This is a genomic window from Nocardioides sp. zg-1230, assembly GCF_013155335.1.
In the GTDB taxonomy this organism is placed as follows: Bacteria; Actinomycetota; Actinomycetes; order Propionibacteriales; family Nocardioidaceae; genus Nocardioides.
Map to the genome: position 1 here is coordinate 250,392 of NZ_JABJQZ010000008.1, position 23,436 is coordinate 273,827.

A 23,436-nucleotide genomic window follows, 5' to 3' on the forward strand; every position below is an offset into this window, starting at 1 on the left:
GTCCAGTCCTTTGGGAATGAAGAGTCGACCTCGAGCGAGTGCTCAGAGGGAGATGTCGGTGACCTTGACCTGGGTGTACTTCTGGCGGTGACCCTGGCGCTTCTTGTAGCCGGTCTTGTTCTTGTACTTCTGGATGATGATCTTCGGGCCCTTGGTGCGGCCGGTCACCTCGACGGTCACGCTCGCCTTGTCCAGGCCGGTCGCGGTCACCTTGTCGCCGTCGACCACCATCACCACGGGAAGGGTGAGGGTGTCGCCCGCGGCGGCCATCGCGTCGATCTCGATGACGTCGCCAACGGCAACCTTCTGCTGCTTGCTGCCACTGCGCACGACTGCGTACACGGCGAGTCACTCTCCTCGATACGAACTACAGGTAAGAAAACATTCGGGACTGCGCACGACACCGCCTGGTCGGGCGAGTACGCCGCGTGGCGGGCGCGCAGAATCGGTGCGTCGAACACCGAGGGTCAAGACTACGGGATCGGGTGCCGACCGGGCAAAACGAGGTCGGCCACCCTCTCCCGCGGGCTCAGCGCTTGCGTGAGCCCTTCTTCTTGATCGGGACGTGCTCGACGACCGGGGCCTCGCCCGGACCGCCGGACGACGTGTCGTCCGGAGCAGCTCCGTCGACCGCCGGCGTGCCGGCCCCGGCCTCGAGGCCCGCGGTCCCGGGCTCGACCACGCCCGTGGCCGGCACGGTGCCCACGCCCGACGGCGGGCCGGCGGGACGGCTGGCCGAGCGGCGACGCGTGCGCGTGACCACCTTCGGCTTCTCGGGCTCGATCGAGGGAGCCTCGGGCGTCGTCTCGGCCGGAGCTTCGGGCGCCGCCTCGACCGGAGCCTCGGGCGCCGCCTCGACCGGAGCCTCGGGCGCCGCCTCAGCCGGAGCCTCGACCTGCGCCTCAGAGGTCGTCGCGGCCGGAGCCTCAGGCGTCGCCTCGGCGGGAGCCTCGCTCGACGCCTCCTCGGCCGCCCGGTCGGCCCGTGCCATCGCGGCGACGTCCTTGGGCGACGGGGCGTGCGACGGGGCGTGGTGCGGCTCGGCAACCTTGGCGTTGCCGCCCTCGTTGCCGGTGCCGGGCTCCTCGTTGCCCGCACCGCGGCGACCGCGCCTGCGGCTCCCCCGACGGCCCTCGCCGTCGTCGGGTCGTGCGTCGGGGTCGACCGGCTGGTCCTTGATGACCACGCCGCGGCCGTGGCAGTGCTCGCAGTTCTCGCTGAACGCCTCCACGAGCCCGGTGCCGATGCGCTTGCGAGTCATCTGGACGAGGCCGAGCGAGGTCACCTCGGCGACCTGGTGCCGGGTGCGATCGCGACCGAGGCACTCGACGAGGCGGCGGACCACGAGGTCGCGGTTCGACTCGAGCACCATGTCGATGAAGTCGACGACGATGATGCCGCCGATGTCGCGCAGCCGGAGCTGACGCACGATCTCCTCGGCCGCCTCGAGGTTGTTCTTCGTGACCGTCTCCTCGAGGTTGCCCCCGGACCCGGTGAACTTGCCGGTGTTGACGTCGACGACGGTCATCGCCTCGGTGCGGTCGATGATGAGCGAGCCTCCCGAGGGCAGCCAGACCTTGCGGTCCAGCCCCTTCTGGATCTGCTCCTCGATGCGGTAGGTCGCGAAGACGTCGCCGCCGGTCGCGCCGCGCTCGAACTTCTCGAGGCGCTCGCCGAGGTCGGGAGCGACCGAGTCGACGTACCCGCGGACGGTCTCCCAGGCGTCGTCACCCTCGATGACGAGCTTGGCGAAGTCCTCGGTGAACAGGTCGCGCACGACCTTCAGGGTCAGGTCGGGCTCGCCGTAGAGCAGCTGCGGGCCGGAGCCCTTGTGGGTCGCCTTCTTCTCGATGTCCTCCCAGCGAGCCTTGAGGCGCTCGACATCGCGCGTCAGCTCCTCCTCGCTGGCACCCTCCGCCGCGGTGCGCACGATGACGCCTGCGGTGTCGGGGACGATCTGCTTGAGGAGCGTCTTGAGGCGACTGCGCTCGGTGTCGGGCAGCTTGCGGGAGATCCCGGACGTGGTGCCGTCCGGGACGTAGACGAGGAAGCGTCCGGCGAGGCTGACCTGGCTGGTCAGGCGGGCGCCCTTGTGGCCGACCGGGTCCTTGGTGACCTGCACGAGGACCATCTGACCGCTGGAGAGCACCGACTCGATCTTGCGCGGTTGCCCCTCCTTGTGGCCGAGCGACTGCCAGTTGACCTCACCGGCGTAGAGGACCGCGTTGCGGCCCTTGCCGATGTCGATGAAGGCGGCCTCCATCGAGGGGAGCACGTTCTGCACGCGGCCGAGGTAGACGTTTCCGATGAGGGAGGTCTGGGACTTGCGTGCGACGTAGTGCTCCACGAGGACCTTGTCCTCGAGCACGCCGATCTGCGTGAGGTCCTTGCGCTGGCGGATGACCATCACCCGCTCGACCGCCTCGCGGCGGGCGAGGAACTCGGCCTCGCTGACGATCGGCGCCCGGCGACGGCCGGCCTCGCGGCCCTCGCGGCGGCGCTGCTTCTTGGCCTCGAGGCGGGTGGAGCCCTGGACCGAGGTGATCTGGTCCTCGGCGGAGCGCGTCTTGCGCACCCGCGTGACGGTGTTGGGGTCGCCGTCGTCGGACGAGCCCTCCTCGCCGGCGCGGCGACGACGGCGGCGACGGCGCGAGGAACCCTCGCCGTTGCCGTCGGACGCCTGGGAGTCGCCGTCCGTCGGGCCGGAGGTCGAGGCCTCCGCGGTGTCGTCGGAGGTGTCGGCGGACCCGGTGTCGGAGTCGCCCTCCCCCTCGCCGCCCTCACCGGACTTGCGGCGACGACGACCGCCGCGGCGGCGACGACGGCGACCGGAGCCGCCCTCCCCCTCGCCGTCGGAGTCCTCCGACTCCGAGGTGTCGGGGGCGTCGGCGTCCGGGGCCTCGGAGGTGTCGGCGACGAGAGCGGTGCCGTCCTCGTCCTCCTCGGAGTCCGTCGCGTCGGTCGTCTCGGCGACGGACGTCTGGGCGGCCTTCCGGCCGGACTTCTTGGCAGGCTTCTCGGCGGCGGACTTCTTCGCCGCCGACTTCTTCGCCGCGGCCTTCTTGGCGGGTGCCGGAGTCTCCGAGGCCGCCTCGTCGGCCTCGTCGGCCTCGTCGGCCTCGACCGGGGCCTCGACCGGGGCCTCGACCGGGGCGGCCGCGGGCTTCTTGCGCGTGCGGCGAGTGGTCGTGGTGACGACCGGGGCCTGGAACAGCACCGCGTGACCGGCGTCGGACTCGGGGGCCGGAGCGGTCTCCGCGACCTCCGGCTGGGGTGCTGCGGCGGCCTTCTTGGCGCTGGTCCGCTTGGCGGCCGCCTTCTTGGCAGGCGCCTTCGCGGCGGACTTCGCGGCGGACTTGCGCGCCGTCGCCTTCTTCGCGGGTGCCGGGGCGTCCTCGGTCACGTCGGCAGCCTGGGGCTCAACGGCGGGGGGCTCAACGGCGTCGGGCTCAGGCGTCGCGGCGGCCTTCTTCGCGGCGCTCTTGCGCGCCGGCGCCTTCTTGGCAGGCGCCCGGCGGGAGGCGGTCTTGCGGACGACGGGTTCGTCGGCGTCGCCGGCCGCGGGAGCAGGATCGGGGGCGGCGGCGGCCGGTGCGGCAGCCGCCTTCTTGGCGGGTGCCTTGCGCGTACGACGTGTCACGACGGGCGCGGCGGGCGAGGTGTCCGCGGTCGGCTCGTTCCCCGCCTCTGGAGTGGCGGACCCGGACTCGGTGCGCTCGGGCTGGTCGGGCTGGTCATCACTGAGCATGTGGTGCTCCTCGGGCACCGTGACGGTGCCGGTACGGCGTCCGCCCCTCTCGCATGGCGATCAGTGGGACGCAAAGCTTCTGTGGCGGCGACCCCCTCCGCGGGTGCGTCTCCGGCCGGCCGGTGCGCCACCCGCCGCGGTCGCCGGGCCACGCGAGTCGCTGTCACCGACTCCTGTGGCCGCGTCGCGGTCCGGTGACGTCCACCCACCCGGGGTGCCGACCGCTGGTGCGGCCGGCGAGAACGTCGTCGGCTCGACGGATCCCGACGGTGGTCAGGGCGTCGAACGTGGCGAGTATCGCACACCGCCCGCCTCCGACCCCAAGGCGCGCGGCGGCCGGGCGTGCCGGGGTCCGCCGATATGCTCCCCGGGCATCCGGATGCACCGTCCGATCCTCACCACGTCCGCACCACATCCTCAGCAGGGGGACGCCCGAGTTGGCCACGACAGAGCGCAAGATCCACCGACGCGAGGTCAGCGACGCCGACCTGCTGCGCGAGTCCGAGCTGTTCGACGAGGAGTTCTACCTCCAGCAGCTCCCCAAGCTCCGCGAGCAGGGCAAGGACCCGGTCCAGCACTACCTCACCCGCGGCGGCTTCAACGGCAAGGATCCGTCGGCGGCCTTCTCGTCGCGCTCCTACCTCCAGCGCAACCCGGAGGTGGCGGCGGCGAAGATCAACCCGCTGGTGCACTACCTGCGCATCGGCCGGGCGGAGGGCAGGAGCATGAACCCCCTGGCCGACGACATCGCACTGATCGTCGAGTCGGGCCTGTTCGACCCCGACTACTACCGGCACTTCCACCCCGACCTGCCCGAGGACGCCGACCTCGTCCGCCACTACCTCCGCTTCGGCGCCCGTCGTGGCGACGACCCCAGCGAGCTGTTCTCCACCACCGGCTACCAGCGCCAGAACGTCGACGTCGCCAAGAGCGGCGCCAACCCGCTGCTGCACTACCTGCGCTTCGGACGGCACGAGGGACGGATCGCGCCCCGCGGCCGGCTGCGCGAGCCCTACTTCGACAGCCTGTTCGCCCAGCAGTGGGCGCAGCTCGCGCCGCTGCCGGTCGCCCACCTCACGTCGGTGACGCCGCGGGTGACCGTGCTGACCGACAGCGTGGGGCCGTCCAGCCTGTTCGGCGGCGTCGGCACCTCGGTGATCCTCGCGATCCTGCTGGCCAACCGCTTCGGCGCCACCCTCCGCATCGCCACCCGTACCGAGGCCCCGGACCCGAGCGTCGTCGCCACCCTCGAGCAGGCGTCCGGCGTCCGGCTCGAGGGCGCGCTGGAGACGGCGTACGTCCCGGTGTCGGGCGACGCCGAGCTGGCGGTCGCCGACGACGAGATCGTCATGACCACCTCGTGGTGGACGACCCGCGCCACGCTCGGCAGCACGGTCCCCCGCGAGCAGGTGCTCTACCTCCTGCAGGAGGACGAGCGGATGTTCTACGCCTTCGGCGACGAGCGACTGATGTGCAGCGAGACCCTCGGCGAGCGCGGCTTCACCGTGGTCGTCAACACCCAGCGGCTGCTCGACCACCTCGGGTCACCCGACAACTACCCGCACCTGGCCGAGGAGGCCATCGCGCTCACCCCGGCCTTCCCCGGCGGGCTGCCGCGCGACGGCGCCGGCCTGGCCCCGCGGCCCGAGGGCAAGCGGCGGCTCTTCTTCTACTCGCGCCCGGAGAACGCCCGCAACCTCTTCTGGCGCGGCGGCACCGTCCTCTCCCGCGCCGTCGAGCAGGGCGTCCTCGACCCCGACGAGTGGGAGCTGTACCTCGTCGGACGCCGCACGCCCGACCTGACCTTCCCGCGCGACACCAGGCCCCTCGTCGTCGAGGGCCTCAACTGGCTCGACTACCAGGCGCTCGTGCACACGATCGACGCCGCGCTGGTGCTGATGGACACGCCCCACCCGTCCTACCCGCCGCTCGACCTCGCCGCCGCGGGCGTCCCCGTGCTGACCAACACCCACGGCAGCAAGCAGGACCTGAGCGACTACTCGGCCAACATCCTCACCGCCCCGGCCACGGTCGACGGGCTGCTCGAGGGCATGCAGCGGCTGCTCGCGCTGTCCGACGACCGGGAGCAGCGGGCGGCCAACCTGCGGGCCGACTCCATCGAACGCGACTGGACGACGAGCCTCGCCCCCACCGTCGACGCCCTCGTCGAGCGCTTCGCCGCCGTGATGCGGTCCGGCGATGTTCGCTGACCTCCCCCGTCCCACCGGACCGCTGCCGGTGCTGTGGGACAGCACGGTCACGCAGCGCGTGGGACGGATGCTCGACGGCGACGTGAAGGTGGCCTGGTTCTACGGCCAGCCCGACACCAGCACCTTCCGCTACCGCGTGGCCAACGTGGTCGAGGCCGTCAACAGCGACCCCGACGGCGTGGTCGGCGCCGGCTGGTTCAGCGACGACGACATCCCGTCCGTGCTCCCGGTCGTGCCGCAGCTCGACGCGATCGTGCTCGCCCGCCACCGCTACGGCGGCAACGTGCGACGCCTCGCCGCGACGGCCGCGCGCGCCGGCCTACCCCTCCTGTTCGACACCGACGACCTCGTGTTCGACACCTCCTACGCCGGCCTCGTCATGGACTCGCTGGGGCGCGACGCCACGGTGAGCCTGGACTGGGACGTCTGGTTCTCCTACATGGGGCGGCTCAACGCCACGCTCGGGTTGTGCGAGGGCGCGTTCACGACCAACCAGACGCTCCGCGCCGAGCTCGCCCGCCACCTGCCCCTCGAGCACGTCCACGTGGTGCCCAACGTGCTCAACCGCGTGCAGCAGGAGTACAGCCGCACCCTCCTCGAGGCCAAGCAGTCGTCCGGCTACCGGCGCACGGGCCCGGTGACCATCGGCTACTTCAGCGGCACCCCCTCGCACGTGCGCGACTTCACCGTCGCCGCGCCCGCGCTGGCCCGCCTGCTCGCCCGCGACCCCGACGTGGACGTCCGGATCGCCGGGTTCCTCGACGACGTCGGACCGCTGGAGGAGTTCCGCGACCGCATCGAGTTCGTGCCGTTCATGCACTACGTGGAGCTGCAGCACTCGATCGCGGAGGTGGAGGTCAACGTCGCGCCCCTCCAGCACAACGCCTTCAACGTCTGCAAGTCGGACCTGAAGTTCTTCGAGGCCGCCGTGGTCGGCACGTGGACGGTCGCGTCGCACACGCCGTCGCTCGACGCCGCCATCACCGACGGGGTGACCGGGCGGCTGGCCCGCGATCACGAGTGGGACGGCGCCCTCGCCGAGGCGGTCGACCTCGCCCGCGACACCGAGCGCTACGCCGCGACGATGTCGGCCACCGCCGAGCAGGCCCACAGCACCTGGGCGTGGGACTCGGTCGCGGCGTCCGTGCGTCGGGCGCTGGAGGCTCAGCTGGCGAAGGGGTCGCCCACCTCGCCCGTCGCCTCGTCGTAGGGACCCTGGTCGAGCCGGGTCAGCAGCGCCGGACCGGCCGGGTCCAGCCCGCCGAGCCGCGTCATCCCCGAGAGGATGTCGTCGGCCCGCACGGCCGGCTCCCCGTGCCGCAGGACCAGCTCGACGGTCGTCTGTGCCCCCTCGGCCGCGTCGACGACCGCGAGCGACGACACGGCCCCGCGGGCGTCGAAGCTGCGCAGACCGCGCTTGGTCATCCGCTCGACCGTGACCTCCGGAGCGGCGAGGAACGCCTCCACCGCGCGCTGGGCGTCGGGACGGGGTACGTCGACCTCGATCCGCCAGCGACTGGCCTGGAGCCGGTCGGAGAGCGAGCCGCCCGGCGACTCCACCACGGCCAGCACATCGAGCCCGGGCGGGAGCGAGGCGTCGAGCAGCTCGTGCACCTCGGCCGGGACCAGCACCTCCGCGAGGGCCAGCTCGAGGTACTCGGCCTCGCTCGCAGCCCCCGTGGGTGAGGCGCCGGCGTAGGAGATGCGCGGGTGCGGGTTGAAGCCGGACGAGTAGGCCATCGGGATGCGCGCGCGGAAGACGGCGCGCTCGAACGCGCGGGAGAAGTCGCGGTGGCTGGTGAACCGCAGCCGGCCGCGCTTGGCGTAGCGGACGCGGAGGCGCTGGACCGGGGGTGGCTGCTGGGGAGGATCCTGTCGGGGCATGGCGGGGTCAGGCTATCGCCCGGCCCGCTCCTCGACCGAGTAGACCCAGCGCGGCTCCCCGCCCCAGTCGAAGGTGCGCTCGGGACGCAGGCAGTCGAGGTCGAGCTCGCGCTTGGCCACGACGGTCGTCAGCCGGGGCAGCCGCTCCGCGACGACGCAGGGCGAGCCGGCGACGTGGATCACGTCGGGCGTCGGGTTGGTCCACTCGAGCTCGTCACGGCCCGACCACGAGAACCAGATGTAGGCCCCGCCACGGTTCCACACCTCCTCGTGCTCCCGGCCCGGGTCGAGGCGGCCCCAGACCTCCGGGTCGGGCCCGGACATCTGGCGCCCGGAGAACGCCGGGACGCCGGTGGCCATCATCAGCGCGTCGACCGAGTAGTGGTCCGAGGCCCAGACGCCCCCGTCCGCACGGGCGGCGTCCCCGTCCTGCTCCATCTGCTGGGCGACCTCGGTGCCGCGCAGGTCGCCGAGCCCGACGAGCACCGGGTTGACGTCCCACACCAGGGAGAACGCGAGTGCTCCGCCGAGGACGTAACCAGCCGCGTGGCGGGGCCACCGGGTCAGCAGGAAGACGACCACTCCCACTCCCCCGGCAGCCACCCAGACGGTGGCCAGCGACATGTCCGGGAGGTTCTGCACCCGCAGGACGGACCCGGCGTAGCCGGACACGAGCGCGGCGGCCCCGGCCGCGACCACCGCGAGCGTGCGGGTGCCGCGCTCCGCCGCGCCCGGCAGGACGAGGCACAGGAGGATGACGGCGAGGTGACCGAGCACCTGCGCGTCCCGTGCCGGCGGGACCATGTTGACGAGCGGGAGGCGTGAGCCCACGGTCCCGAAGTCGAGCATCGTCCAGAGCGCCCACCACCCGGTCGAGGCGGCGACCGCGACCACGGCCCAGCGGTGGCCGGGCACCCGCCACTGCACGCCGCGCACCAGCAGCAGGAGCGCGGGCACGAGCGCGACGAGGAAGGCCGAGGAGATCTCCGACGCGTTGGACCCGACCACGGTCACGCCGTCGGCGAGGACCCCGAGGTGGGTCGCCCCGAACAGCGACTGCACGGCGGCGGCCGTCCCGGTCAGCACCCGGGTGCCGGGGTAGACGGTGTCCGCCGAGGCGGCGATCGCGGCGCGGCTCTCCCAGTAGACGGCCGCCAGGAGCAGCAGGGTCAGCACGCCCACGCCGGCCACTACCGCGAGGCGGCGGCCCCGTCCGGGCCGCGGTGCCAGCAGCCCGGCGACCATCGCCAGGACCACGACGGGCACCAGCACCACCGCCCACGGCGGGTAGAGCAGCGGCGTACGGACCAGGAGGGCCGCGGCGAGCAGCGACCAGGCGCCGGCCGCCGCCCAACGTCGGTCGTCGACCCCGCGGACGGCCCGTTCGAGCGCGACCGCGCCGGCGAAGGCGAACCCGAGGAGGTTGGCGTGGGTGCCGGACCACCACGCGTTGGCCGGCGAGAAGAGGATCAGCGCCGCGGCGAACCAGCCGATCCAGCGGCTTCCGGTGAGGGTGCGGAAGAACGCGGGCGCCGCCAGCAGCAGGAGCAGGACGCCCAGCCAGTGCCGCGCGGCGAACAGCACGCTGTCGGGCAGCCAGGGCCCCGCACGCTGGACCGTGCCGTCGAGGAAGAGCACCGACGTCACCGGACCCGACGGCAGCACGTTCAGGACGGCCTGCTGCGCCGTGAGCGGGTTGTGGTCCTCGGTCCGGCCGGTCGCCTGCACGCCCAGCACGAGCGGGGTCGCGGTCAGGAACTCGTCCGAGCGCGTGGCCCGTGCCTCCCCGAGCATCACGCCGGTGGGGTCGGCCGGGTCGACCCGGAGCTCCGGTGCCCCGATCGAGGACTGGGACACCCCCGCCAGTGAGACGAGGAGGTAGAGGACGACCGGCGCGACGACGTGCCACGGGAGGGAGGCGAGCCGGGTCCGACGCGGTGCGCCAACAGTTGCGTGGCCCACCGGGACGAGGCCTCCTGAGGAGTTGGACGGACGAGCGGCCGCGATAGTATCGCGGCCATGTCTGGCGAGCGCGTGCTGATCATCGTGCCCGCGTGGAACGAGCAGGACGCCATCGGCGGGACCATCGCCGAGATCCGTCAGTGCGTCCCCCACGCCGACCTGCTCGTCATCGACGACGGGTCCCACGACCTGACCGCGCAGCGGGCCCAGGCGGCCGGGGCGACCGTGTGCCCGTTGCCCTTCAACCTCGGCGTGGGTGGCGCCATGCGCACCGGCTACCGCTACGCCCTGCGTCACGGCTACGACGCCGCCGTGCAGATCGACGCCGACGGCCAGCACGACCCGCGCTACCTCGCGCGCCTGCTCGACCAGCTCGGCACCGCCGACGTCGTGATCGGTGCCCGCTTCGCCACCCCCGACGACCCCTACAAGGTGCGGGGACCGCGGCGTTGGGCCATGGTCCTGCTCGCACGCGTGCTCTCGCGACTGGCGCACACGCGGCTCACCGACGTGACCTCCGGGTTCCGGGTGTCCAACCGCCGCGCCATCTCGGTCTTCGCCACCCACTACCCGGCCGAGTACCTCGGCGACACCGTGGAGTCGCTGGTGATCGCGGCCCGCGCCGGCTGCACGATCACCCAGGTGCCCGTCACGATGCGGGCCCGCGTCGCGGGACGCGCGTCGCACTCCCCGGTGAAGGCGGCCGTCTACCTCTGCCGCGCGATGGTGGCGCTCGTGCTGGCGCTGGTGCGCGACTGGCCCGCCCAGCTCGAGGAGGGGGCGACGGCCGACGACCTCGAGGCCGAGCCGGTCGCGGCCGGGGCCCTGCCCGCCAATCCCCACGAGGAGGCCCACCCGTGAGCGGCGTCACGATCCTCGGGCTGGTCGGCTCGGTCATCATCCTGCTCGCGCTGTTCGAGATGATGCGCCGCCACCGGCTGCGCGAGAAGTACGCCCTCATCTGGGCACTGGTCGCACTGTCGATCATCACGGTCGCGGCCTTCCCGGCGATCCTCATCCGCACCTCGCAGGCCATCGGCCTCGAGGTGCCCGCCAACCTGCTGTTCTTCGGCGCCTCGATGGTCATCATGGTGCTCACGCTGCAGCACAGCTCCGAGCTCGGGCGTCTCGAGGAGCGCACCCGCACCCTCGCCGAGGAGATCGCCCTGCTCCGCCTCGAGATCGACCAGCACCGCCACGCCGGCGGTGCGCTCCGCACCGGCGAGCCCAGCGACGAGCCGCGCGAGTGAGCGCCGCGACCCCGAGCCCGCTGGAGGTCTTCATCCCCTTCTGGGGTGACCCCGCGCTGCTCTACGCCACCGTCGCGAGCGTCAAGGCCCAGACCGACCCCGGCTGGACGATCACCGTCGTCGACGACTGCTACCCCGACCCGGGGGTCGCCGAGCACTTCGCCGCGGAGGACGACCCGCGGATCACCTACGTCCGCAACGAGACCAACCTGGGCATCACCGACAACTACCAGCGCTGCCGCGAGCTGGCCTCGGGTGAGCTGATGATGTTCATGGGCTGCGACGACCTCATGCACCCGACGTTCGTCGAGACCGTGAAGGCCGCCCACCGCGAGTTCCCGACGGCGGCCACGATCCAGGTCGGCGTCCAGGTCATCGACGAGAACGGTGCTCCGATCGACCCGCTGACCGACCGGGTCAAGCGCGCGATCCGGCCGTCGGTCGAGCGGCGCACGGAGCTCTCGGGCGAGCGGCTGGCCACCAGCCTGCTGCGGGGCGCCTGGCACTACTGGCCCGCCCTGGTCTTCCGCACCGAGGCGCTGCAGCGCTACGCCTTCCGCGACGGCCTGCCGATCATCCAGGACCTCGCCCTGCTGATCGACATGACGGCCGCCGGCGAGTCCCTTGTGCTCGACCCGACCGTCTGCTTCTCCTACCGTCGCCACACGCAGAGCGCCTCCGCGAGCAGCCTGCTGCACGGCACCCGCTTCGCCGACGAGCGTCGCTACTACGCCTCCGCCGCCGCGCAGATGGGCGATCGCGGGTGGAGCCGTGCCGCCCGCACGGCGCGTTTGCGCTGGACCTCGCGGCTGCACGCGGTGACGTTGCTGCCCACCGCGCTGCGCCAGCGCGAGCGCAGCGCCGTACGGTCCCTGCTCGCGCACGCGACCGAGCGCTGAGCCCGGGCCACCCCCCGGCGACGAGGGGTCAGCGGCGACCGCCCAGCGCGGTCCGGAAGACGTCGAGCGTCTCGCGAGCGACCCGCTCCCAGCTGAACTGGGCGGCCTGCTCGAGGCCCGCGGCGGCCATGACGGGCAGCACCTCGGGCTTCGTCGCGACCGTGCGGATCGCGTCGGCGATGGAGTCGAGGTCGTAGGGGTCGAACCACAGGGCGGCGTCTCCCCCGACCTCGCGCAGGACCGGGAGGTCGGAGGCGATGACGGGCAGGCCCAGCACCATCGCCTCGAGGATCGGCAGGCCGAAGCCCTCGGCCAGGGTCGGGAAGGCCATTGCCCGGGCGCGGGAGCGCAGGTCGGCGAGCTCGTCGTCGTCCACCCAGCCGCGGAGCTCGACCCAGTTGCCCATTCCGGTCTCCGCGACCACCGGCGCCAGCGGGTCCTCGCCGCGGCCGCCCGTGATCACCAGCCGCGGACGAGCCTCCTCCTCGACCAGCGCGAGGGCGCGGATCAGCCGGTCCCAGTTCTTGTGGGGGCGTCGCTGGCCGCTCGCCAGGAGCAGGTTGTCGGTGGCGCGGTCGAGCGACGGCGGGGTGTCGGGGTGCTCGGCCGCGAGGAGGGTGACGTGCAGGCGCTCTCGCGGGAAGCCGAGGTACTTCACTATCTCGTCGGCCGAGACCTGGCTGTCGGTGATGACGTGGGAGGCGTTGGCGGCTCCCCGCTTCTCCATCCACATGACCGGGCGCGTGTAGAGCGGGGTCGTCATCAGCTCCGGGTGGCTCCAGTAGAGCATGTCGTGGATGGTGATGACGGTCGGCATCGAGGTCCACATCGGGCCGAGCGTGGCCGGTGAGTGCACGAGGTCCGCGCGGCGGCGCCGGGCGACCCAGCTCGACGCGACCAGCTCTCCGAAGGCCCACACGAAGCGGTTCTCGCCGCTGATGCGCGAGGCGACCACCTCGCCGGGGAACCAGGACAGGTCGAGGCGGGCCCCCTCCTTGCTGGCGAACGCCACGAAGTCGAGGCCGGTGTCGAGCTGGCCGAGCGCGCGGTAGAGCTCACGCGTGTAGGTCTCCATCCCGCCCTTCGTGCCGGTGTAGGACAGCATGTCGACGAGGACGAGGGGACGCTCTGGCACGGCCCAGACCCTAACGGATGCGCCGCCGCCCCCAGACGAGGTGCACGAGCACCCCGACCGCCGGGCCGACCAGCAGCGACGTCACGACGCGGGCCTCGAGCATCCCCGGCACGAGCAGCACCCCGAGGGTCGTCACGGTGGCGGCGATCCAGCCCGCGAGGTGGACCGTGTGGTGGTCCAGTGCCACGGCCGCCGCTCCGGTCACCGTGAGCACCGCGACCAGCCCCGCACCGAGGACGAGGCCCGCGAAGACGGGCCCGTCGACGTGGTAGTCGGGGTTGACCAGCCGGAGCGCCCAGGGCCCGACGGGCCACGCCGCCAGCGCGCCGACCGCGGTGACGGCGCCGAGCCCGACCAGCACCGGCACCAGCGCGCGCACGCCGTGCGCGGCCACCTTCGACACGACGACGTTCTGGTAGGCGCCGAGCGGAACGAGCAGCGGGGCGCGGCACAGCGAGACGGCCAGCACGAGGGGCGCCGCCCCCGCGAAGACGTCGTCGGGTGTGGTCACCCGCAGCAGCACCGGGTAGCCGACGAGCAGCAGCGCCGAGACGCCGGTGGCCGAGCAGGAGGCGACGAGCCGCCGGAGCAGTCCGCGTACGTCGGCCTCCACGCGCTGGTTCCAGAGGTCGCGGTAGCGGCGCGAGAACAGCGTCGCCAGGAGCCAGAAGCCAGACGCGACCGCGCTGGCCACCGCGAAGCCGGTGACGCTGGCGGCGGTGAGCGCCACGACGACGAAGAGGAGCAGGCGTGAGGCCGTCTCGCCGGCGACCAGCAGGCTGTAGCCCGACCAGGCCCCCCGACCCGACGCGACGCCGGACACGGCGACGTGGACGGCGAACAGAGCGCTGCCGAGCGCGGTGGCGCCGAGCAGGGCCAGCCAGTCGGCGCCGAGCACAGCAGGCGCCCAGACCAGCCCGCTCAGGGCGACGACGGCCACGAGCGTGAGCCCGAAGCCCACGACCACCGGCATCAGCGGCGTGGTCGCGGGCCGGTCGTCGCGGGCAGTGGTCACGGCGCGCGTGGTCTCGGTGGTGACGCCGATGAGGACGCCGTAGAGCGCGAAGACCGTGCCCCAGAAGACGAGGAACTCGGCGTTGTCGGCCGGGCTGAGCGTCCGGGCGGCGAGGATGAGCGCGAGGTAGCCCGAGACGCCGCTGACCAGGGACGCACCGAGGACGAGGGCGGTCGGCGAGCCCACCAGCTGCGATCGTCTCGACACGATCAGCCATCGTAGGCGTGGGCACCCGCCGTCGAGGCACCGGCGCGACCGCTCCGCGGTGACGGCGCGGTGGACCTGTATCGTCCGAGCCGTCCGAGACGCCGACACACAGGGGACGACATGCTGCGAGAGCGACTGGTGGCGGGCTCACCGCGGGTGGCCCAGGTGCTCCAGCAGGTGCGCGCGCAGACGCCGGGTCAGCTCACCCGGGAGATCGAGCTCAACCGGGTGCTGACGGGCACGATGCTGGCGCGCCAGCTGCCGGCGAGCGTGTCGTCGCTGCGCGAGGTGGAGTTCCGCGTGTTCTCCCAGTTCGGCGACGACGGCATCATCCAGTACCTGCTCCAGCACGTGGACGCTCCCGAGAGCTTCATCGAGTTCGGCGTGGAGACCTACCGCGAGTCCAACACCCGCTTCCTGCTGGTCAAGGACAACTGGCGGGGCCTCGTCATCGACGGCAGCGAGGCCAACGTCGCGAGCATCACGACGATGGCGGAGCACTGGCGCCACGACCTCACCGCCGTCGCCAGCTTCATCACGCGCGAGAACATCAACGACCTGTTCACCTCGGCCGGCTTCACCGGCGAGGTGGGCCTGCTGAGCATCGACATCGACGGCAACGACTACTGGGTCTGGGAGGCGATCGAGGTCGTCTCCCCCGTCGTCGTCGTCGCGGAGTACAACAGCGTCTTCGGCCCGGAGGCCAAGGTGACCGTCCCCTACGCGGCCGACTTCACGCGGCGCGCGGCGCACCACTCCCACCTCTTCTTCGGCGCCTCGCTCGGTGCCCTGTGCGACCTCGCCGAGCGCAAGGGCTACGCCTTCGTCGGCAGCAACAGCAACGGCAACAACGCCTACTTCGTCCGGCTCGACCAGCTCGGCGACCTCCGGGCGCTGTCGGCGGCCGAGGGCTACGTCGAGTCCCGTTTCCGCGAGTCGCGCGACGCCTCGGGCAACCTCACCCACCTCTCCGGCAGCGCGCGCCTCGACGAGATCGCCCACCTGGTGGTGCAGGACCTCACCACCGGCTCGCAGCGCCCGCTGCGCGACGCGGTCGGATGACCGTCCCCCAGCTGCGCGGCGTACGCCTCGCGGACCGGCTCGGCAGCAGGGAGAACAACTTCGACGTGCTCCGGCTGATGGCGGCGTGGTCGGTCCTGGTGTCACACTCCTTCGCCCTCGTCGGGCGCGAGGAGCCGCTGCACCAGTTCGGCACGACGCTGGGCAACGTCGGCGTCCTGGTCTTCTTCGCCGTCAGCGGCCTGCTGATCCGCCGCAGCTGGGAGCACGACCCGTCGCCGCGCGACTTCTGGGTCAAGCGCGCCCTGCGCCTGCTCCCCGCCCTGGCGACGGTCGCGCTCGTGACCGCCTTCGTGCTGGGGCCGCTCGTGACGAGCCGGTCGTTGTCGTCGTACTACTCGTCGTGGGAGACGTGGATCTACCCGGTGCGGGTCACCCTGCTCTACACGTTCGGGGCGCCGCTCCCGGGCGTCTTCGAGGGCAACCTCTACCCCGGGGTCAACGGGCCGCTGTGGAGCCTCCCGGTCGAGGTCTTCGCCTACTTCTGCCTCTTCCTGCTGGGGCTGGCGGGCCTGCTGGGCCGCCGGTGGCTGGTCACGACGTTCGCCGGGCTCAGCCTGGTGTGGGCGGCCTGGTGGGTGACCGTGACGTCGGAGGCCGTCGGCGCGACCTACGTCTTGTCGGCCTTCGCGCTCGGTGCCGCCGCCTACACGTGGCGCGACCGGATCGTGCTCGCGTGGCCCGTCGCCCTGGCCCTGGTGCCGCTCTGCGTCGCGTCGGGACTCGGCCCCGACGCCGTCCGGGTGCTGGTGTGGACGCCGGCGGCGGTCTACCTGTCCTACTGGTTCGCCTACGCCGTCCGCCCCGTGGGGCAGGTGCTCGTCCGATGGGGTGACGCGTCCTACGGCGTCTACATCTGGGCGTTCCCGGTGCAGCAGGCTCTGGTGCAGTGGGGCGTGGACGACCCCTGGGTGATGATGGCCCTCGCGACTCCGGTGGTGTGGCTGCTGGCGATCGCGTCGTGGCGGCTCATCGAGCGACCGGCGCTGCGTCACAAGCCTCGTCCGACGGCACCGCCGGCGGGCGACCACCCGTCCTCGTCGGAGCCCGGTCCCGGTGACCCGGTTCGGGGTTCACAGCCCGGCGGAAGCTAGGCTCTGCCCTCATGTCGAGGGGCAATCACGGGGCCGCGCCCGCAGCCGCAAGCACGACTTCCCGCCCCACCGCGAGGACCGTTGCCGCGTGGGTCGCCACCTGCCTCGCCGCGTTCGCGGCACTCGCCGGCTGGTCGATCGCCTCCCCGGCCGGCTCGTCCCCCGACGACGACTACCACCTGGCCTCGATCTGGTGCGCCCAGGGCATCGACCCTGACCGCTGCGGAGAGATGGAGGGGATGCCCGACCACCGGCTGCTCCCGTACCTCGCCTCCGGTGCCGGGATCTGCTACGGCGGCGACTTCGCGGCGAGCGCAGCGTGCCAGGAGCAGTTCACCCTCAAGGGCCCCCAGACCGGGATCGACCACGGGAACTGGGGTGGCGCCTACCCGCCGTACTTCTACGCCACCATGTCGCTGTTCGTCGGCCCCGACGTCGGGCCGGCCGTCGCCGTGATGCGGATGGTCAACTCACTGATCGCCGTCGCGCTCGTGGCGGGCCTCGCTGCGCTGCTGCCCCGTCGACGGCGCCCTCTCGCGGCCGTGCCGCTCGTGCTCATGTCCGTGCCTCTGCTGGTGGCCGTGCTCGCCTCCACCAACCCCAGCAGCTGGGCGATCCTGGGGGCCGCGACCCTCTGGCCGGCGCTCTACGTGGCGTACGAGGAGGAGGGCTGGCGCCGCAACGCGCTGGCCGCCTTCGCCGTCCTCGCCGCCTTCATCGGCTCGGGCTCCCGTGCCGACGGGTGCCTGTTCGTGCTGATGAGCGTCGCCCTCGTCGTCATCCTCCGCGTGCGCCACCTGCGTCGCGCTCCCGTGGTGACGGCAGCCGCCGCGATCTCGTTCGCCCTGGCGGCCGCGATCTTCCTGTCGTCGGGGCACGCCTCGGCGCTCACCGACGGCTTCGGCTACACACGGATCGAGCTCACCACGACGCAGCTCTTCCTCATCAACCTCTCCTCGCTGCCCACCCTGTGGCTGGGCATGTTCGGCTCGGGGCCGCTCGGCAACATCGGCTGGTTCGACACCCCCTTCCCGCCGATGGTCCCGATGCTCGGCATCGCGGTGTGGTTCGGCGTGCTCCTCCAGGGCTGGCGCCGGATGTTCCCGGCCAAGCTCGTCGGGCTCGCACTGATCGGCGCTGCCCTCTTCGTGCATCCGATGTACCTGCTGATGCAGTCGCACGTGCTCGTCGGGGAGGGCGTCCAGCCCCGCTACGTGCTGCCGATCCTGCTCATCTTCACCGGGCTCAGCCTGCTCGGCACCCGGGACACCACGCTGCGCCTGACGCCCGTCGCCTACTGGGCGATCGTCGCGGCGCTCGGTCTCACCCACGCCGTCTCGCTCCACATCCAGATCCGGCGCTACGTCACGGGTCTGGACGTCTCGAAGATCATCTTCGGCGACGACCTCGAGTGGTGGTGGAGCTCCGCGCCGGACGCCACGCTGGTCTGGCTGGCGGCGTCCCTCGGCTTCACCTGGGTGGTGGCGGCGGCACTGCGGCAGGGGCTCGAAGGCCGGGATCGGCCTCACGGATCCGCTCCCGCAGGATCCGGTGCGGATCGATCATCGGAGAGGCAACCGCACTCGGTGTGAACGGGTCCTCCTCGGGGATCCCCCAGCGGCGTACGACGGCGTAGCGCTCCCACGCCTCGGCCTTCCCCTCGCGGGTGCGCGACTCGAAGTGGAAGAGCTCGCAGTTGGCGACCCACACGATCGAGCGGCCGACGTGGCGGACCTTGTAGCAGAGGTCGACGTCGTTGAAGTTGGCCGGCAGCGTCTCGGTGAAGCCGCCGACCTCGAAGTAGGTCTCGCGCCTCATCGCCGCGCAGGCCGCGGTGACGCCGCTGACCTCACGGTTGACCACGAGCTCGCCGAACGGACCGGCCTCGTCCCGTGTCCAGAACCGGAACGGGTGCCGGTAGTGGGTGCCCCAGTAGGCGTGGCAGGCGTGCTGGACGGTGCTGTCGGCGAAGTAGAGCTTGGCGCCGGTCATCCCGACCCGGGGGTCGTCGAGGGGCGCGACGAGGTTCTCCAACCAGCGATCGGAGATCACCTCGACGTCGTCGTTGAGCAGCACCAGCCGCTCGCCGGTGGCGGCGACGGCGCCGAGGTTCATCTTCTCGCTGTAGTTGAACGGCTTGGCGTAGGGCACCAGCACCAGCCGGTCCCCGGCCACCTCGCGCAGCTGCTCGAGCACCTCGGGCGGGGTCGGGGCGTCGTGGACGACGACCACCTCGACGTCGCGGTGCTCGGTGCGGGCCAGGAGCGAGCGCACGGCCTCCACGACCATCACCCGCCGCCGCCCGAAGACGAGGTCGCTCTGGCCGAGTGTCGGGATGACGACCGACACGCGGATGCCCGGGTCGAGGTCGCGGTGGATGACGTAGCGGCCGGGCTCGGCGCCCTGCTCGACCCGGGCGGGCACCCCGGTGCGGTCGAGGTGGTCCTGCACCGCGCGCTGACCCGCGACGGTGGCATACGGCTTGGCATCGATCGCGGCGGACGCGGACCCGGCGACGGCACGCCAGTGGTAGAGCACCTCAGGGATGTGCACCACGCGGCGGGCGACCTCACCCACGCGCAGCGCCAGGTCGTGGTCCTGTGACCCGTCGTAGCCCTCGCGGAAGCCGCCGACCTCGCGCACCACCGATGTACGGATCACCGACAGGTGCGAGGTGTACATCTGGCCGCGCAGCCGCTCCGGGGACCAGTCGGGCTTGGCGAAACGGCCGTAGGTGCGGCCGCGGTCGTCGACCTTGTCCTCGTCGGAGTAGAGGTAGTCGACGTCGTCGTGCTCGGCGATCCAGCGCGCGTTGACCGCGAGCGCGTCGGCGGTCAGCAGGTCGTCGTGGTCGAGCAGCACGATGAACTCGCCACGCGCGGCCTCGATGCCGTCGTTGGACGCCGCCACGATGTGTCCGTTGACGTCGCGCTCGAGCAGCCGGATCCGCTCGTCGGCGAGCATGTGGCGGGTGATGGTGCCCACCACGCGCGGGTCGGTCGAGGCGTCGTCGACGAAGATCCACTCCCAGTCGCGGTGCTCCTGGGCGAGCACCGAGGCGATCGTCTCCTCGAGCACCTCGATCGGCGGGTCGAAGACAGGTGTGACGATGGAGAAGAGCGGGGCCTCCCCGCGGCTGCCCGCCCGTGCCGGGCTCACCGCAGCCGCCGGCGCACGGCGCGCGCGACGCGTCGCGGGAACGACGTGCGTGCTGCCGACAGCTCGCCCTCGAGCTGGGCCACCCGGTTGCGCAGGCGCTGCACCTGCTCCTCCTGGCGCTTGCGGGAGCGGTCGAGGCGCTGCTGGAGCTCGTCGCGGCGGGCGGTCGTGCGGCGCAGCTTGCGGGTGGTCGAGCGCAGCTCCTGGGTGAGCCGGGTCAGGTCGCGGTTGACCCGACCGACCTCGGCGTCGCTGCCGATGACCTGGTCGCGGCTCAGCAGCAGCTCGTGGCGGACCTCGGCGATCTCGCGGCGGAGCCGCTCGACCTCCGACTCGCCCGTCGCCGTCGTCGCGTCCTGGGTCACCCTGTCTCCTCCGCCTGCTGCCTGCCTTGCTGCCGCGCGCGGTGCGCGCCGGACCTGCTCCGTGCGCGCGTCAGGCTATCCCAAGCCGGGACCGCCGCCGGGCAGGCCCGAGGTCAGACCACCCTCACACGACGGAGAGCGGGAGCAGCTTCTGGCCCGTCGGGCCGACCTGGATCTCCGTGCCCATCTCCGGGCAGACGCCGCAGTCGTAGCAGGGCGTCCAGCGGCAGTCCTCGATCTCGATGTCGGCGCCGTCTGCGGTCGCGAGGGCGTCCTCCCAGTCGCCCCACAGCCAGTCCTTGTCGAGGCCGGAGTCGAGGTGCTCCCACGGCAGCACCTCGTCGTAGTCACGCGGGCGGGTGGTGTACCAGTCGACGTCGACGCCGGTGCCCGCCAGCGCCTTCTCCGCCGAGGTCATCCAGCGGTCGTAGGAGAAGTGCTCGCTCCAGCCGTCGAAGCGGCCGCCGTCGCGCCAGACCTCCTCGATGACCCGGCCGACACGGCGGTCACCCCGCGAGAGCAGGCCCTCGACGATCCCGGGCTTGCCGTCGTGGTAGCGGAAGCCGATCGCACGCGCGTACTTCTTGTCCTCGCGGACCACCTCGCGCAGGAGCCGCAGCCGCTCGTCGGTGGCCTCGTGGTCGAGCTGCGGGGCCCACTGGAACGGCGTGTGCGGCTTGGGCACGAACCCGCCGATCGACACGGTGCAGCGGATGTCGTTGCGGCCCGAGACCTCGCGGCCGGTCTTGATCACGCGCTTGGCGAGGTCGGCGATGGCGAGCACGTCCTCGTCGGTCTCCTCGGGGAGGCCGCACATGAAGTAGAGCTTCACCTGGCGCCAGCCGTGGGAGTACGCCGCTGCGACGGTGCGGATGAGGTCGTCCTCGCTCACCATCTTGTTGATCACCTTGCGCATCCGCTCCGAGCCACCCTCGGGAGCGAAGGTCAGGCCCGAGCGGCGCCCGTTGCGGGAGAACTCGTTGGCCAGGGTGATGTTGAAGGCGTCGACGCGCGTGCTGGGCAGCGACAGGGAGACGTTGGAGCCTTCGTAGCGGTCGGCCAGCCCCTTGGCGACATCACCGATCTCGGTGTGGTCGGCGCTGGACAACGACAGCAGGCCGACCTCCTCGAAGCCCGACTTGCGGATGCCGTTCTCGACCATGTCGCCGATGGTCTCGATGGACCGCTCGCGCACCGGGCGGGTGATCATCCCGGCCTGGCAGAAGCGGCAGCCGCGGGTGCAGCCGCGGAAGATCTCGACGGAGAAGCGCTCGTGCACGGTCTCGGCCAGCGGCACGAGCGGGTTGGCCGGGTAGGGCCACTGGTCGAGGTCCATCAGCGTGTGCTTGCGGACCCGGAACGGGATGCCCGGGCGGTTGGGCACGACGGCCTCGATCGAGCCATCGGCGGCGTAGGCCACGTCGTAGAACCGCGGGACGTAGATGTTGCCGGTGACCGCGAGCCGGCGCAGCAGCTCCTCGCGACCGCCCGGACGGTCCTCGGCCTTCCACTCGCGCACGACCTCGGAGATGGCGAGCACGACCTCCTCGCCGTCGCCGAGCACGGCCGCGTCGACGAAGTCGGCGATGGGCTCGGGGTTGAACGCGGCGTGCCCGCCGGCGATCACGACCGGGTCGTCCTCACCGCGGTCGACCGCGTGGAGCGGGATCCCGGCCAGGTCGAGGGCGTTGAGCATGTTGGTGTAGCCGAGCTCGGTCGAGAAGCTCAGGCCGAAGAGGTCGAAGGCGCCGACCGGGCGGTGGCTGTCGACGGTGAACTGCGGGATCGGTCCCTGCGCGTCACCCTCGCGCATCACCTGCTCCATGTCGGGCCACACCGAGTAGGTGCGCTCCGCGAGGATCCAGTCGCGCTCGTTGAGCACCTCGTAGAGGATCTGCACGCCCTGGTTGGGCAGGCCCACCTCGTAGGCGTCGGGGTACATCAGCGCCCAGCGGACCGTCGGGCCGCCGGTCTCCGACGCCTCCGCGCAGTCCCAGTCCTTGACGACCGAGTTGAGCTCGCCACCGACGTACTGGATGGGCTTCTGCACCGACGGAAGCCTCGCCTCCAGGCGCGGGAAGACCGACGCGACGGACATGACAGCAACACCTCGACATGGCTGGGGACACGGTTCGGGACCAGGGAAGGACGGGCACGGCGGCCGCGTCGACCCTCAAGGTTACGTCGACGCGGGTGGTGCGGCCTACTCAGCGGGGCTCAGCGAGGCTCAGCGGCCCCCGCTCATCGACGCAGCGGGCCCGCCGACCTCAGGTGGATGTTCTGCAGCAGGCCGAGTGCCAGCATGCCTGCGAACAGCGAGCTGCCGCCGTAGGACACGAACGGCAGCGGCACGCCCGTGACGGGCATGATGCCGAGGCACATGCCGATGTTCTGGAAGGCCTGGAACCCCCACCAGCAGGCGATACCGGCAGCGGCGACGCGGCCGAAGAGGTCGGGGGCCTGGGCGGAGATCGTCAGTGCGCGCCAGATCACGACCGCGACGAGCAGGATCAGGACGCCCGCGCCCACCAGGCCGAGCTCCTCGCCGGCGACGGTGAAGATGAAGTCGGTGTGCTGCTCGGGCACGAACCCCGAACGCGTCTGGGACCCGTCGAACAGGCCCTGGCCGAGGAGGCCGCCGTTGCCGACGGCGATGCGCGCCTGCTCGACGTTGTACCCCGCGCCGCGCGGGTCGAGCCCGGGGTTGGTGAAGGCGAGGAAACGGTCGACCTGGTAGGGCTTGAGCACGCCCATGGACACCGCCACGACGGCGCCGCCGACCGCGCCGAGCGTCAGGCCCGCGAGCCACAGCCGGCCGGCGCCGGCCACCGCGAGCACGCCGAAGACCGTCGCCGACAGCACGAGCATGGTGCCGAGGTCCGGCTGGAGCAGGATCAGCGCCGCGGGCACCCCGGCGATCGCGAGCATGACGACGACCTCGAGGCTGCCCACGCGCCGGCCCCACCGTCGTTCGGTGCGCTCGGCCACGACGAGCGCCATGCCGATCACCACGGCGAGCTTGGCGAACTCCGCGGGCTGGATCGACATGCCGCCGAGCTGGATCCACGACCGGGACCCGTTGATCGTGCTGCCGGCCACGAGCACCATGACCAGGCCGCCGACGCTGGCGAGGTAGGCCAGCGGCGCGAGGATGCGCACCCACCGGTGGTCGGTGGCGAGGACGGCGACCATCAGCACCAAACCGATTGCGACATTGACCAGCTGCTTGCGCAGGTAGGCGTTGGGGTCGCCGCCGGTCAGGTCGGCGCGGGTCGAGGTGGCCGACCAGACCAGCAGGGTGCCGAGGGTGACGAGCGCCAGCGCGGCCAGCATCAGCAGCCAGTCGAGTCCTGGGGCGCGCAGGCTCGTCGCCGCGCGCAGGGGCCGGGCAGGACGACCGGTGGGCCGGGTGGACAGGACGGTCATCG

General features: G+C 72.2%; 17 protein-coding genes and 1 pseudogene. 8 read left to right on the top strand and 10 right to left on the bottom strand.

Features of this window, described 5'->3' with window-relative positions:
• Positions 1-42 precede the first annotated feature (42 nt).
• On the bottom strand, positions 43-342 hold the full coding sequence (gene rplU / locus HOO61_RS20505) for a 50S ribosomal protein L21 (protein WP_056908626.1): 300 nt from the start codon (positions 340-342) through the stop codon (positions 43-45).
• A gap of 187 nt (positions 343-529) precedes the next feature.
• Entirely contained in the window at positions 530-3,748 is a 3,219-nt protein-coding gene (locus HOO61_RS20510) for an Rne/Rng family ribonuclease (RefSeq protein ID WP_172259008.1), read from the bottom strand.
• Positions 3,749-4,185: 437 nt separating this feature from the next.
• Between HOO61_RS20510 and HOO61_RS20515 the strand changes: the two genes are divergently transcribed.
• Positions 4,186-5,958, top strand: coding sequence for a glycosyltransferase (locus tag HOO61_RS20515; RefSeq protein ID WP_172259007.1), 1,773 nt, complete (start codon positions 4,186-4,188; stop codon positions 5,956-5,958).
• Positions 5,948-7,168, top strand: a complete 1,221-nt coding sequence (locus tag HOO61_RS20520) for a glycosyltransferase (RefSeq protein ID WP_172259006.1) — start codon at positions 5,948-5,950, stop codon at positions 7,166-7,168. The genes HOO61_RS20515 and HOO61_RS20520 overlap by 11 nt, the downstream gene beginning before the upstream one ends.
• Here the strand turns inward: HOO61_RS20520 and HOO61_RS20525 are convergent.
• Together HOO61_RS20525 and HOO61_RS20530 are read right to left on the bottom strand one after the other, a co-directional pair.
• Positions 7,123-7,842, bottom strand: a complete 720-nt coding sequence (locus tag HOO61_RS20525; RefSeq protein ID WP_172259005.1) for a TIGR03936 family radical SAM-associated protein — start codon at positions 7,840-7,842, stop codon at positions 7,123-7,125. The two genes, HOO61_RS20520 and HOO61_RS20525, sit on opposite strands and share 46 nt — an antisense overlap.
• Positions 7,843-7,854: 12 nt before the next feature.
• On the bottom strand, positions 7,855-9,804 hold the full coding sequence (locus HOO61_RS20530; RefSeq protein ID WP_172259004.1) for a hypothetical protein: 1,950 nt from the start codon (positions 9,802-9,804) through the stop codon (positions 7,855-7,857).
• Between the two features lie 57 nt (positions 9,805-9,861).
• Between HOO61_RS20530 and HOO61_RS20535 the strand changes: the two genes are divergently transcribed.
• From HOO61_RS20535 to HOO61_RS20545, 3 genes are read left to right on the top strand one after another with little or no spacing between them, the layout of a single operon-like run.
• Positions 9,862-10,665, top strand: a complete 804-nt coding sequence (locus tag HOO61_RS20535; protein WP_172259003.1) for a glycosyltransferase family 2 protein — start codon at positions 9,862-9,864, stop codon at positions 10,663-10,665.
• The gene (locus tag HOO61_RS20540; RefSeq protein ID WP_172259002.1) at positions 10,662-11,054 is read left to right on the top strand and encodes a DUF2304 domain-containing protein; all 393 of its coding nucleotides are present in this window, start codon (positions 10,662-10,664) and stop codon (positions 11,052-11,054) included. Before HOO61_RS20535 ends, HOO61_RS20540 begins: the two co-directional genes overlap by 4 nt.
• Positions 11,051-11,953 (top strand): glycosyltransferase family 2 protein, encoded by a 903-nt coding sequence (locus tag HOO61_RS20545; RefSeq protein WP_367650139.1) that lies wholly within the window; start codon positions 11,051-11,053, stop codon positions 11,951-11,953. Before HOO61_RS20540 ends, HOO61_RS20545 begins: the two co-directional genes overlap by 4 nt.
• 28 nt (positions 11,954-11,981) lie before the next feature.
• Here HOO61_RS20545 and HOO61_RS20550 read toward each other — a convergent pair whose 3' ends face one another.
• Entirely contained in the window at positions 11,982-13,088 is a 1,107-nt protein-coding gene (locus tag HOO61_RS20550; protein ID WP_172259001.1) for a glycosyltransferase family 1 protein, read from the bottom strand.
• A 10-nt stretch (positions 13,089-13,098) separates the two neighbouring features.
• Positions 13,099-14,310 (bottom strand): hypothetical protein, encoded by a 1,212-nt coding sequence (locus HOO61_RS20555; RefSeq protein ID WP_172259000.1) that lies wholly within the window; start codon positions 14,308-14,310, stop codon positions 13,099-13,101.
• A 120-nt stretch (positions 14,311-14,430) separates the two neighbouring features.
• On the opposite strand from HOO61_RS20555, the gene HOO61_RS20560 reads away from it, so the two are divergent.
• Genes HOO61_RS20560 through HOO61_RS24340 form a run of 3 tightly spaced genes read left to right on the top strand, consistent with a single transcriptional unit; the run spans position 14,431 to position 18,076 of the window.
• A complete protein-coding gene (locus HOO61_RS20560) occupies positions 14,431-15,372 on the top strand; it encodes a hypothetical protein (protein WP_216658880.1) in 942 nt (313 codons plus the stop codon).
• Positions 15,369-16,484: an acyltransferase gene (locus HOO61_RS20565; protein WP_172258999.1), complete on the top strand. Its 1,116-nt coding sequence runs from the start codon at positions 15,369-15,371 to the stop codon at positions 16,482-16,484. Before HOO61_RS20560 ends, HOO61_RS20565 begins: the two co-directional genes overlap by 4 nt.
• Positions 16,485-16,495: 11 nt before the next feature.
• Positions 16,496-18,076: a DUF2142 domain-containing protein gene (locus HOO61_RS24340; protein ID WP_253942385.1), complete on the top strand. Its 1,581-nt coding sequence runs from the start codon at positions 16,496-16,498 to the stop codon at positions 18,074-18,076.
• A gap of 52 nt (positions 18,077-18,128) precedes the next feature.
• On the opposite strand, the pseudogene HOO61_RS20570 reads toward HOO61_RS24340, so the two are convergent.
• The 4 genes and pseudogenes from HOO61_RS20570 to rodA all read right to left on the bottom strand — a co-directional run.
• Positions 18,129-19,643 (bottom strand): annotated as a pseudogene (locus HOO61_RS20570) (glycosyltransferase); the annotation flags it as partial.
• The gene (locus HOO61_RS20575) at positions 19,640-20,008 is read right to left on the bottom strand and encodes a hypothetical protein (protein ID WP_172258997.1); all 369 of its coding nucleotides are present in this window, start codon (positions 20,006-20,008) and stop codon (positions 19,640-19,642) included. The gene HOO61_RS20575 and the pseudogene HOO61_RS20570, both read right to left, overlap by 4 nt.
• A 124-nt stretch (positions 20,009-20,132) precedes the next feature.
• Entirely contained in the window at positions 20,133-22,106 is a 1,974-nt protein-coding gene (locus HOO61_RS20580) for a TIGR03960 family B12-binding radical SAM protein (protein WP_172258996.1), read from the bottom strand.
• 143 nt (positions 22,107-22,249) lie between these two features.
• Entirely contained in the window at positions 22,250-23,434 is a 1,185-nt protein-coding gene (gene rodA, locus HOO61_RS20585) for a rod shape-determining protein RodA (RefSeq protein WP_172258995.1), read from the bottom strand.
• Between the last annotated feature and the right edge of the window lie 2 nt (positions 23,435-23,436).